The sequence below is a fragment of the uncultured Streptococcus sp. genome, from assembly GCF_915066115.1.
Classification (GTDB): domain Bacteria; phylum Bacillota; class Bacilli; order Lactobacillales; family Streptococcaceae; genus Streptococcus.
In genome coordinates this window covers 1-11,850 of the sequence record NZ_CAJZDT010000048.1, presented here as the reverse complement: position 1 = coordinate 11,850, position 11,850 = coordinate 1, and the positions used below count along the sequence as shown (strand labels likewise).

The window sequence follows — 11,850 nt, the reverse complement described above, 5'->3', positions numbered from 1 at the left end:
ATGTTATATTTTCTGACACAAAACTATAAAAATTTGCCTTTTTTTACTTTTTCTGATATAATGGGAAAATATTCGGAAAAGGAGACTAAAAATGAAGAAAAAATTTCTAGCATTTTTGCTAATTTTATTCCCAATTTTCTCATTAGGTATTGCGAAAGCAGAGACGATTAAGATTGTGTCTGATACCGCCTACGCACCTTTTGAGTTTAAAGATTCAGATCAAACTTATAAAGGAATTGATGTTGACATTATCAACAAAGTCGCTGAGATTAAAGGATGGAACATTCAGATGTCCTATCCTGGATTTGACGCAGCAGTAAATGCGGTTCAAGCTGGGCAAGCTGATGCCATCATGGCAGGGATGACAAAGACGAAAGAACGTGAAAAAGTCTTCACCATGTCTGATACTTACTATGATACAAAAGTTGTCATTGCAACTACAAAGGCACACAAGATTAGTAAATACGACCAATTAACTGGCAAAACCGTTGGTGTTAAAAACGGAACTGCTGCTCAACGTTTTCTTGAAACAATCAAAGATAAATACGGCTTTACTATTAAAACATTTGACACTAGTGATTTGATGAACAACAGCTTGAGTGCTGGTGCCATCGATGCCATGATGGATGACAAACCTGTTATCGAGTATGCCATTAACCAAGGTCAAGACCTCCATATCGAAATGGATGGGGAAGCTGTAGGGAGTTTTGCTTTCGGTGTTAAAAAAGGAAGCAAATACGAGCACCTAGTCACTGAATTTAACCAAGCCTTGGCTAAAATGAAACAAGATGGTAGTCTTGATAAAATCATCAAGAAATGGACTGCTTCATCATCTTCAGCAGTTCCAACTACAACTACTCTAGCGGGCTTAAAAGCTATTCCTGTTAAAGCTAAATACATCATTGCCAGCGATTCTTCTTTTGCACCTTTTGTTTTCCAAAATTCAAGCAACCAATACACTGGTATTGATATGGAATTGATTAAGGCAATCGCTAAAGACCAAGGTTTTGAAATCGAAATCATCAACCCTGGTTTCGATGCGGCTATCAGTGCTGTTCAAGCTGGTCAAGCAGATGGTATCATTGCTGGTATGTCTGTCACAGATGCTCGTAAGGCAACTTTTGACTTCTCAGAATCATACTACACTGCTAATACTATCCTTGGTGTCAAAGAATCAAGCACCATTGCTTCTTATGAAGATTTGAAAGGGAAGACAGTTGGTGTTAAAAACGGAACGGCTTCTCAAACCTTCCTAACAGAAAATCAAAGCAAATACGGCTACAAAATCAAAACCTTTGCTGATGGTTCTTCAATGTATGACAGTTTAAACACTGGTGCCATTGATGCCGTTATGGATGATGAACCTGTTCTCAAATATTCTATCAGCCAAGGACAAAAATTGAAAACACCAATCGCTGGAACTCCAATCGGTGAAACAGCCTTTGCCGTTAAAAAAGGAGCAAATCCAGAATTGATTCAAATGTTCAACAACGGACTTGCAAACCTTAAAGCAAACGGAGAATTCCAAAAGATTCTTGATAAATACCTAGCTAGTGAGTCTTCAACCGCTTCAACAAGCACTGTTGATGAGACAACTATCTGGGGATTGCTTCAAAACAACTACAAACAACTCCTTAGCGGGCTTGGTATCACTCTTGCTCTAGCTCTTATCTCATTTGCTATTGCTATTGTTATCGGGATTATCTTCGGTATGTTTAGCGTTAGCCCATACAAATCTCTTCGTGTGATCTCTGAGATTTTCGTTGACGTTATCCGTGGTATTCCTTTGATGATTCTTGCAGCCTTCATCTTCTGGGGAATTCCAAACTTCATCGAGTCTATCACAGGCCAACAAAGTCCAATTAACGACTTCGTAGCTGGGACTATCGCCCTCTCACTCAATGCAGCGGCTTATATCGCTGAAATCGTTCGTGGTGGTATTCAGGCCGTTCCAGTTGGTCAAATGGAAGCCAGCCGAAGCTTGGGTATCTCTTATGGAAAAACCATGCGTAAGATTATCTTGCCACAAGCAACTAAATTGATGTTGCCAAACTTTGTTAACCAATTCGTTATCGCTCTTAAAGATACAACCATCGTATCTGCTATCGGTTTGGTTGAACTCTTCCAAACTGGTAAGATTATCATCGCCCGTAACTACCAAAGTTTCAAGATGTATGCAATCCTTGCTATCTTCTATCTTGTAATTATCACACTTTTGACTAGACTAGCGAAACGCTTAGAAAAGAGGATTCGTTAATGGCAAAATTAAAAATTGATGTAAATGATTTACACAAGCACTATGGAAAAAATGAAGTCCTAAAAGGAATTACGACTAAGTTCTATGAAGGAGATGTTGTTTGTATCATCGGCCCTTCAGGTTCTGGTAAGTCAACTTTCCTCCGTAGCCTCAATCTTCTAGAAGAAGTTACTAGCGGTCACATCACTGTGAACGGTTATGACTTAACTGAAAAAACTACCAACGTTGACCACGTCCGTGAAAATATCGGAATGGTTTTCCAACACTTCAACCTCTTCCCACACATGTCTGTATTAGACAACATTACCTTTGCTCCTATTGAGCACAAGTTGATGACTAAGGAAGAAGCTGAGAAATTGGGAATGGAGTTGCTTGACAAGGTTGGGCTAGCAGATAAAGCTAATGCCAACCCAGATAGCCTATCAGGTGGTCAAAAACAACGTGTGGCCATCGCTCGTGGACTAGCAATGAATCCAGACATCATGCTCTTTGATGAACCAACTTCTGCCCTTGACCCTGAGATGGTTGGAGACGTACTAAACGTTATGAAAGAATTGGCTGAGCAAGGCATGACCATGATTATCGTAACCCATGAGATGGGATTTGCTCGTCAGGTTGCCAACCGCGTTATCTTTACTGCAGATGGTGAATTCCTTGAAGACGGAACACCTGATCAAATCTTTGATAACCCACAACACCCACGTCTGAAAGATTTCTTGGACAAGGTCTTAAACGTCTAAACTCAAACTGTAAGGATTTCCTTGCAGTTTTTTTCAATCTCGTATTGGATTTTTTGATTTTTCGGAAAATTATGTTAGAATTAAATTTATGAAATGAGATTTCCTCATACCTAGCAAGACTAGGAATAAAAATAGAAATTAGGTAGCTAGATGTCATCTAAGGTTATTGTTACAATTTTCGGTGCGAGTGGAGACCTGGCTAAACGCAAGCTCTACCCTTCCCTTTTTAGACTTTATAAATCCGGCAATCTTTCCGAGCACTTTGCAGTCATTGGAACTGCTCGTCGTCCTTGGAGCAAGGAATATTTTGAATCTGTTGTAGTCGAATCGATCCTTGATTTGGCAGATAGTACCGAACAGGCTCAGGAGTTCGCTAGTCACTTCTACTATCAAAGTCATGATGTCAATGATACAGAGCACTACATTGCTTTACGTCAATTGCAGTCTGAACTAAATGACAAGTACCAAGCTGAACACAACAAGCTCTTCTTCTTGTCTATGGCACCTCAGTTCTTTGGAACTATTGCCAAACACCTCAAGTCTGAAAACATTGTTGACGGTAAAGGTTTTGAACGCTTAATCGTTGAAAAACCATTTGGTACAGATTACGCAACTGCAAGCAAGTTGAATGACGAGCTCCTAGCAACATTTGACGAAGAACAAATTTTCCGTATCGACCATTATCTTGGTAAGGAAATGATCCAAAGTATCTTTGCAGTTCGCTTTGCAAACTTGATTTTTGAAAATGTGTGGAACAAGGACTTTGTCGATAATGTTCAAATTACCTTTGCGGAGCGCTTAGGCGTAGAAGAACGTGGTGGCTACTATGATCAATCTGGTGCCCTCCGTGACATGGTACAGAACCACACTCTACAATTGCTTTCCCTCCTTGCCATGGACAAGCCAGCAAGCTTCACAAAAGACGAGATTCGTGCCGAAAAGATTAAGGTCTTTAAAAACCTCTATCATCCAACAGATGAAGAGCTTAAAGAACACTTTATCCGTGGCCAATACCGTTCAGGTAAGATTGATGGCATGAAATATATCTCTTATCGTAGCGAACCAAATGTAAATCCAGAATCAACAACTGAAACTTTTGCATCTGGTGCCTTCTTTGTAGACAGCGATCGATTCCGTGGTGTTCCTTTCTTCTTCCGTACTGGTAAACGTCTAACTGAAAAAGGAACTCATGTCAACATCGTCTTTAAACAAATGGATTCTATCTTTGGTGAGCCACTTGCTCCAAACATCTTGACCATCTATATCCAACCAACAGAAGGCTTCTCTCTTAGCCTAAATGGGAAGCAAGTAGGAGAAGAATTCAACTTGGCTCCCAACTCACTTGATTACCGTACAGATGCGACCGCAACTGGTGCTTCTCCAGAACCATACGAGAAATTGATTTATGATGTCTTAAATAACAACTCAACTAACTTTAGCCACTGGGATGAAGTTGGTGCGTCATGGAAATTGATTGACCGTATCGAAGAGCTCTGGGCTGAAAATGGTGCCCCACTTCATGACTATAAAGCTGGAAGCATGGGACCTCAAGCAAGCTTTGACTTACTTGAAAAATTCGGTGCCAAATGGACTTGGCAACCAGATATCGCCTATCGTCAAGATTGTCGTTTAGAATAAAAAAATCCTGCAAGATTGCCTTGCAGGATTTTTGCTTTTGATTAGATTAAGCCTTCCAAGAGACCCTTCATAAAGTTTTCTGAGTTAAACTCTCCAATATCATCGATTTTTTCACCAAAACCAATCAATTTTACAGGAATATTGAGTTCTTCACGGATGGCTAATACTACACCACCACGAGCAGTTCCATCAATCTTAGTCAAGACAATTCCAGTTAATGGCGTGATTTTTGAAAATTCTTTGGCCTGTACCAGGGCATTTTGACCTGTTGATGCATCAAGAGCCAAGAAGGTTTCATGCGGCGCCTCTGGAACAACACGCTTTATGATGCGTCCAATCTTCTCCAACTCAGCCATAAGGTTGTCCTTGTTTTGTAGACGACCAGCGGTATCAATCATAAGAATATCGATACCTTCAGCTACGGCACGTTCCATTCCATCAAAGACCACACTGGCTGGATCAGCTTTTTCAGGTCCAGTCACAACTGGAACGTCCACACGACGGCCCCATTCAGCTAGCTGGGCTACAGCCCCTGCACGGAAGGTATCTGCCGCAACCAGCATGACCTTCTTACCAGCTTGTTTGTAGCGGTGAGCTAGTTTCCCGATAGAAGTTGTTTTCCCAACACCATTCACACCGACGAAGAGCATGACTGTCAAGCCATCTTGGAAGTGGATACTTTCATCGTAGTTACCGTCTTTCTCATAGAGCTCGACCAATTTTTCAATGATGACACGGCGAAGTACATCAGGTTTCTTGGCGTTTTCGAGCTTAGCTTCGTAGCGTAACTCCTCTGTTAAATTAGAAGCCACCTGGACACCAACGTCACTCATGATCAGCAGTTCTTCCAACTCCTCGAAAAATTCTTCGTCAACAGAGCGGAAATTAGCAAAGAAGGCATTCAAGCGAGCTCCGAAGCCTGTACGAGTTTTCTTAAGACTGCGGTCATATTTTTCCTGAACAGTCTCTTCTACTTGAGGCGTTTCTGCTTCAAGAACTTCAGAACTATTTTCTTCTACAGTTCCTTCGTGCTCAACCTTCTCTTCATATGAGACTTCTTCTGAGTTTGGTAATTCTTCTATTTCTTCTTGAGGAACTTTTACAACTGGCTCTAAATTGTTATTTTCTTCAACTGTCTCTTGATTTTCGTCTTCTTTAAACACAGCTTCTTCAGAACTTTCAACCTCTGCTTCTTCTTGAAAAACTTCCTCAGCTTCTGTTAAGGCAGGCTCAACATCTTCAGACAAATCAAGATTTTCCAGAGCTTCTTTTACAACTTCTTCGATTTTAGGTTCTTCTTTTTTTCCGAATAGGCGGTCAAATAATCCCATATCTTAGTTCTCCTTTAGCACATATTCTTCGATAGCCCAGGCGACAGCTTCTTCATCATTGGTCATTGGCGTCACTACATTTGCGACTGCCTTGACTTCAGGAACAGCGTTTTGCATGGCAACACCGAGCCCTGCCCATTCAATCATAGAGAGGTCATTGGCCTCGTCGCCACAAGCCATAACTTGGCTTTGGTTGATTCCAAGATGGCTGATTAGTTTGGTCAAGCCTGTTGCTTTATGAACATTCTTTGGTGACCACTCTAGCAACATTTCACGTGATTTAAAGATTTCATATTGGTCAAACAATTCTGGAGAAATCTTCTGAATGCCTGCATCCAAGGGTTCTTGAGCAAAGGCAGTCACGCATTTATTGTAAGTCATTTGACTAGATAAGTCTTCAAAGTCCACTGAAACAAAGGTCAATGCTGGATTGAATTTGGCATAAAGACTTTCTTGGTCAGATTGAATTTGATAAACAGTTCCTTCTGAAATAGCATCAAGAGGCAGTGATAATTTCTCTGTTTCCTCATACAAACGTGCCACATCATCATATGAAAAAACTGTCTTATCAAGGATTTCACCTGTATTTTTCTGAACTAATCCACCATTAAAAGTAATCGTATACTCATCTTCGTGGCCGTCAGTCCCTAGCTCATGGAGAAAGAAATCCATAGCTTTTAAGGGACGACCAGTTGTCAATACAACCTTGATACCACGATCACGCGCAGCTTTCAAGGTTGCCTTGGTGCGATCCGTCAGCCTTTTATCAGTAGTCAACAAGGTCCCGTCCAAGTCCAATGCAATCAATTTTATATCTGCCATTATAAGCCCTCCATATAAGCTATAACCGACTGGTCCTTATGGTGACCAATCACTGTCTCAGCTAATTCTAAAATTTCAGGTCGTGCATTTTCAGGAGCTACAGGATGCCCCGCAACCTGCATCATATGCAAGTCATTTAGATTGTCTCCAAAAGCCATAACCTGATCCATTGTGATACCAAGTTTTTTAGCTAATTCAACAATGGCAACACCCTTATCGACATAGTCCAGAACAATATCAATGGATTCAAAGCCAGTTGTCATGGCCTTAACACCAGAGACATTTTCGTTTACCCAAGCTTCCCCAGCTTCAAGCGTTTCTTCTGTGAAGTTGGTAGTAAATTTGAAAATATCATCTGTGATATCTTCTAAACTCGCTACTTTTTGGATATTTTCATTATAATGCTGGCTCTCTTTCAAATAGGTCGCATCAACCGTAGCTAGCACATAAGATCCCTTCTTACCAGTCAAGAGCAATTTATTGATATCTACATAAGGTGACGTTTTCAGCTTTTCAAAAGTCGTCAAATAAAACTCACGAGACATGGTCGCTTCATACAAGTCCTCACCTTGATATTCGACCAAACTGCCATTTTCCGCGATGAAAATAATGTCGTCACGAACATCAGCAAATAATTTTTCTAGAGACAGAAATCCCCGACCTGAAGCCACCGCAAAGTAAATCCCTTTTTCCTTGTAGGAAGCCAAAAGAGACTTGAGGCGGTTCATATCAAAGCGTCCATTCCCATCTAGGAAGGTTCCGTCCATATCTGTTGCTACTAGTTTAATCATAAAATCTTTCTTACTCCGATTAGTAAATCTACCTCCTATTATACCATAGATAAGTAGAAAAAGGACTAGTCTATCAGCTTTGCTTCTCTTTTATCCTTCTCTACTAGCTAGTGCTGTTTCTATCTTTTAAAAAACTCGTAAAATTAAAATCGTGCAACTTTTTTCAGATACTTTTAAAAGATTGATTTCATTAGCTGTTTCCTTTATACTGGATAAAAAGGAGAATAGTATGTCAGAAACAAATCACGAAATCGATTCAAATTTTGCAGGTCGTTTAAATATCCTGCGTGCTGGTGTTCTTGGTGCTAATGATGGAATTATTTCCATTGCTGGTGTGGTTATCGGGGTTGCTAGTGCCACGACCAATATCTGGATTATCTTTTTATCAGGCTTTGCAGCTATTTTGGCAGGTGCCTTTTCAATGGCTGGTGGAGAATATGTGTCCGTTTCAACTCAAAAAGATACCGAGGAAGCAGCCGTTGCGCGTGAGCAAGTCTTGCTAGACCAAGATATGGAACTAGCTAAAAAATCTCTCTATGCTGCTTATATCCAAAATGGTGAGTGTGAAACATCAGCCCAACTTCTCACCAACAAAGCCTTTTTAAATAATCCCCTCAAGGCTTTGGTAGAGGAAAAATATGGGATTGAGTATGAAGAATTTACCAAGCCTTGGCACGCTGCCATTTCTAGCTTTATTTCTTTTTTCCTTGGTAGCTTACCACCAATGCTTTCAATTACCATTTTCCCAAGTGAATACCGCATCCCTGCTACTGTACTTATCGTCGGTGTGGCCCTTCTTCTCACTGGTTACACTAGTGCCAAACTTGGAAAAGCCCCAACCAAAACAGCTATGGTTCGGAACCTTGCTATTGGTCTTTTAACCATGGGAGTTACCTTCCTGCTCGGACAACTTTTCAGCATTTAGAAGACAAGAAATACCTCGATTTTGAAGTCGAGGTATCTTTTTTTACATTTGCACAATCTTGCGATAGCTTCTAGAAGTAATCATAAAAATCAGCACATAGGCGATGAGGAAGATAGCGCAGATAGACAAGGTCACAATCAACATCATATTCGTATCTATTACACCAATCACTTTTAAAATCAGACTAAGCATATGGTAGGCAAAGGCTAGATGTATGAAGGCAAAAAGCAAAGGAAGGAAGAAAACAGTTAAAACCTGTTTGTTGATGGTTTGCTTGATTTGCTTTTGATCTAAACCGACTTTCTGCAAGATAATAAAGCGCTCACGGTCTTCATAGCCTTCAGAAATTTGTTTGTAGTAGATGACCAGAACGGTTCCGATCATAAAGATAATGGATAGGAAAATACCGATAAAGAAGACACCACCAAAGAGGACACTCATCTGAGAACGAGCATCTGCTAGATTGCTACCATAAACATAGCTATCTTCTGTGTTTAATTGAGCATTAAACTGATTGAGGTAGTTTTCATACTCTTCAGCGACCTTGAGTTGTTCTTCTTCACTGATATTTACATTCATACCGCCGTAAAACTGATTATAGATAGCCGAATCTGGGAATTGATCCAAAAAGGCTTGTAAATTAGGTACAACAAGGTAATTGTAATCAGTAGTCAAAATATTAAACTGATTTGGGACATGGTTGACAATAAAATCTTTATTAAATTCTTCTTTGACAGAAAATTGATGATCATTTAGAGTTAGTACTTTCTGTCCTTTCAGTCCGTCATTTTTGGCAAAGAGACCGACCTCATTTCCTGATAGAGACAGTTTTTGACCAGTCATATTTTCATAATCTTTTTGGTCAAATACCATGAAAACTGTTTTTGGTTGGACACGGTTTTGTCCTTTTTCAAAAATAGTTAACTTGGTTCCTTCTTGATTTGCAATACCAAAGTTACTGTAACGAAGAACTTCTTTCTCTTTGACACTATAACCTTTGTCACTTGCAAACTGGCTCAAGAGTTTGTCCAAATCTTCTTTTTCAACATTTTTTCCAGTAATTCCAAAGTCATGCGGATTTAGAACTTTTTTTAAGCTTTCTGCGGAATTGAAAATGCTTGTCGCTGCTGACATGGTTACCAAAACCATTGTTGACAAGATAGCGATAGTTGCTAGTCCAACCGCATTTTTCTTCATACGGAAAATCAAGTTAGACACTGAGATCAGGTTATTAGGTTGGTAATAGTATTTCTTGTTTTTCTTTAAGATTTGGAGGAAGACTGTAATTCCTGCATTGAACAAGAGATAGGTCCCAAAGATAACCAGTAAAACAGCTAGGAAGAAAGTTGTTAGGGCTGTAAGAGGATCGGTTACCGTAAGGGCAAGATAATAGCCAATCCCTAAACTTATGGAACCAAGAATAGTTTGGAGAGGTAGGAAACGACCTCTTTTCTCTCCGCTTGCTTTCTCACGCGAGAGCTGGAGGGCATTCATACGGGCGATTCGAAGGGCATTCAGGAACATGAGGCCTAGGAAAATCAATCCAAAGACAACAAGTACTGTAATGACAACTTTCATCTGGAAGGTGGCGACCAGTTCAACCTTCAATTTCATCAGTTTGAGCAAGAATGCAAAAATCAACTTGTCAAATAAGGCTCCAATACCGATACCTGCTCCAACAGTTAGAATTCCAAATAGCACTAACTCTTTAAAGGTCATACTGATTAGATGGCGCTTCTCCAAGCCCAACATGCCATAAATCCCTAGTTCCTTGGAACGGTTTTTCATAACAAAACTATTTGCATAAAGGACGATAATAGCTGACGCAAGGGTGACGACAAACATACCAAATCCAAGAGTAGCTTGAATGGTTGTCCCTCCACGGATTTCCGAAATCTTGGGATTGAAGGTTAGAGAGTAAAAGAGATAGGTGACGGTGACTGCCAAGAGAACAGCCAGCGCAAAAGGATAGTAGAGTTTGCGGTTTTTAATCAAGTTCGATACCGCTAACTTATTGGTTAATCGAAACATACTAATTCACCTCGCTTGCCATGACAGTCAAGGTATCAGAAATTTCTTGGAACATCTGACGTTCTGTCTTCTCTCCACGGTAGATTTGGTTGTAAAGAATGCCGTCTTTGATAAAGAGTACACGTTTAGCTCTGCTAGCTGCTGCTGTTGAGTGGGTTACCATGAGAATAGTTTGGCCACGCTCATTGATTTCATCAAAGACATCAAGTAAGGCTGCAGAGGACTTGGAGTCAAGAGCTCCTGTTGGCTCATCCGCAAGGAGAATTTCAGGTTCTGTGATGATGGCGCGGGCTACTGCTACACGCTGTTTCTGACCACCAGAAATCTCGTAAGGGTACTTCTCTTGTAATTGGTTGATGCCTAGATTCTCAGCTGTCACCACCAATTTCTTCATCATCTCCGTAATAGGTCTTCTTGACAAGACAAGCGGAAGCAAGATATTATCTTTTACAGAGAGAGTATCTAGCAAGTTAAAGTCTTGGAAGACAAAGCCCAGCTTTTCACGACGGAAGCTAGAAGCCTGTGAATTTTTAATGGTTGCGGTGTCAGTTCCATTCAAGTAAACCTGACCACGAGTTGGTTTATCCAGCATAGCTAGAATATTGAGAAGAGTTGATTTACCAGAACCAGACTCACCCATGATGGCAACGTAGTCACCCTTTTCCACGGTAAAGTGAATGTCCTTGAGGGCCTCTACTTGGTTGCCCTGAAAACGTGTTTTGTAAATTTTTTGAACGTGTTTTACATCTAAAAGTGTCATGAGAATCTCCTTTCTTAATATCCCATCAAATGAAATGTTGCTTGCATCATAGCGCATCCCAGCTGAACGCGCTCGATATCTTTGTGGCTTGGTTTTCTTGTTTTCTTATGTAAGATTTGTTTCATGATGTTACTCCTTTGTTCTTTATGAGTCTAGTTTACATCAAAAAAAGATCGCTTGCCATAACCTAACCTTACAAAAGAGACTTTAATCTTACATTTTTGTAAGATTGAAGAATATCAAGCAATTTCGCTATCAACATTTTACCATAAAAGAAAGGCAAGAAGAAAACCCTTGCGGATACAAGGGTTCAGATTCGTAAATTATCTGCAACGGTCAATAATACATTCATAAACAGCTTGAAGATTCATTATTTCATTTGATTATAAATCTATGTCACTAGAACGATTTTCATCTAAACAAAAATCATCTTTAATCAACAAAGTTAATTCTTTTAAATTCACAGCTTCACTTTGGTTAAGTCGGACAGCTTGATTCATTATTAAATCTTCATATAGATTTCGAACAAAGCGACCGTTAGAAAAATTGGCGTGA

9 protein-coding genes and 1 pseudogene are annotated in these 11,850 nt (G+C 40.0%); 4 read left to right on the top strand and 6 right to left on the bottom strand.

All coding sequences use genetic code 11. From position 1 onward, the window contains the following. Positions 1 to 91: 91 nt before the first annotated feature. The 3 genes from QZ565_RS04740 (at position 92) to zwf (ending at position 4,635) form a co-directional block, all read left to right on the top strand. Positions 92 to 2,257 (top strand): ABC transporter substrate-binding protein/permease, encoded by a 2,166-nt coding sequence (locus tag QZ565_RS04740; protein ID WP_295526281.1) that lies wholly within the window; start codon positions 92 to 94, stop codon positions 2,255 to 2,257. Beyond that, positions 2,257 to 2,997 (top strand): amino acid ABC transporter ATP-binding protein, encoded by a 741-nt coding sequence (locus tag QZ565_RS04735; protein WP_033681727.1) that lies wholly within the window; start codon positions 2,257 to 2,259, stop codon positions 2,995 to 2,997. Before QZ565_RS04740 ends, QZ565_RS04735 begins: the two co-directional genes overlap by 1 nt. Positions 2,998 to 3,147: 150 nt before the next feature. Further along, positions 3,148 to 4,635, top strand: coding sequence for a glucose-6-phosphate dehydrogenase (gene zwf, locus QZ565_RS04730; protein ID WP_295526277.1), 1,488 nt, complete (start codon positions 3,148 to 3,150; stop codon positions 4,633 to 4,635). Between the two features lie 41 nt (positions 4,636 to 4,676). Here the strand turns inward: zwf and ftsY are convergent, their stop codons facing one another. The 3 genes from ftsY to QZ565_RS04715 are packed head-to-tail and all read right to left on the bottom strand — an operon-like array spanning position 4,677 to position 7,579. Continuing rightward, positions 4,677 to 5,966: a signal recognition particle-docking protein FtsY gene (gene ftsY, locus QZ565_RS04725; RefSeq protein WP_227325799.1), complete on the bottom strand. Its 1,290-nt coding sequence runs from the start codon at positions 5,964 to 5,966 to the stop codon at positions 4,677 to 4,679. 3 nt (positions 5,967 to 5,969) lie between these two features. Continuing rightward, positions 5,970 to 6,788, bottom strand: a complete 819-nt coding sequence (locus tag QZ565_RS04720) for a Cof-type HAD-IIB family hydrolase (RefSeq protein ID WP_295526272.1) — start codon at positions 6,786 to 6,788, stop codon at positions 5,970 to 5,972. Further along, positions 6,788 to 7,579, bottom strand: coding sequence for an HAD family hydrolase (locus QZ565_RS04715; RefSeq protein WP_295526269.1), 792 nt, complete (start codon positions 7,577 to 7,579; stop codon positions 6,788 to 6,790). The genes QZ565_RS04720 and QZ565_RS04715 overlap by 1 nt, the downstream gene beginning before the upstream one ends. A 229-nt stretch (positions 7,580 to 7,808) precedes the next feature. On the opposite strand from QZ565_RS04715, the gene QZ565_RS04710 reads away from it, so the two are divergent. Continuing rightward, positions 7,809 to 8,504 carry a VIT family protein gene (locus QZ565_RS04710; protein ID WP_295526266.1) on the top strand — a complete coding sequence of 232 codons (696 nt, stop codon included), beginning with the start codon at positions 7,809 to 7,811 and terminating at the stop codon, positions 8,502 to 8,504. A 42-nt stretch (positions 8,505 to 8,546) separates the two neighbouring features. Here the strand turns inward: QZ565_RS04710 and QZ565_RS04705 are convergent, their stop codons facing one another. From QZ565_RS04705 to QZ565_RS04695, 3 genes and pseudogenes are all read right to left on the bottom strand, one after another. Then, positions 8,547 to 10,535, bottom strand: coding sequence for an ABC transporter permease (locus QZ565_RS04705; RefSeq protein ID WP_295526263.1), 1,989 nt, complete (start codon positions 10,533 to 10,535; stop codon positions 8,547 to 8,549). Between the two features lies 1 nt (position 10,536). Further along, complete coding sequence (locus QZ565_RS04700; RefSeq protein ID WP_000173372.1) at positions 10,537 to 11,295, bottom strand: ABC transporter ATP-binding protein; 759 nt, start codon at positions 11,293 to 11,295, stop codon at positions 10,537 to 10,539. A 383-nt stretch (positions 11,296 to 11,678) separates the two neighbouring features. Next, a pseudogene (locus QZ565_RS04695) lies at positions 11,679 to 11,850 on the bottom strand (ATPase); the annotation flags it as partial.

What these genes read in the sequence shown, in the direction of transcription:
- QZ565_RS04710 (WP_295526266.1), top strand. Translation starts at nt 7,809, where the DNA reads ATGTCAGAAACAAATCACGAAATCGATTCAAATTTTGCAGGTCGTTTA.
- QZ565_RS04715 (WP_295526269.1), bottom strand. Translation starts at nt 7,579, where the DNA reads ATGATTAAACTAGTAGCAACAGATATGGACGGAACCTTCCTAGATGGG.
- zwf (WP_295526277.1), top strand. Translation starts at nt 3,148, where the DNA reads ATGTCATCTAAGGTTATTGTTACAATTTTCGGTGCGAGTGGAGACCTG.
- ftsY (WP_227325799.1), bottom strand. Translation starts at nt 5,966, where the DNA reads ATGGGATTATTTGACCGCCTATTCGGAAAAAAAGAAGAACCTAAAATC.
- QZ565_RS04700 (WP_000173372.1), bottom strand. Translation starts at nt 11,295, where the DNA reads ATGACACTTTTAGATGTAAAACACGTTCAAAAAATTTACAAAACACGT.
- QZ565_RS04735 (WP_033681727.1), top strand. Translation starts at nt 2,257, where the DNA reads ATGGCAAAATTAAAAATTGATGTAAATGATTTACACAAGCACTATGGA.
- QZ565_RS04740 (WP_295526281.1), top strand. Translation starts at nt 92, where the DNA reads ATGAAGAAAAAATTTCTAGCATTTTTGCTAATTTTATTCCCAATTTTC.
- QZ565_RS04720 (WP_295526272.1), bottom strand. Translation starts at nt 6,788, where the DNA reads ATGGCAGATATAAAATTGATTGCATTGGACTTGGACGGGACCTTGTTG.
- QZ565_RS04705 (WP_295526263.1), bottom strand. Translation starts at nt 10,535, where the DNA reads ATGTTTCGATTAACCAATAAGTTAGCGGTATCGAACTTGATTAAAAAC.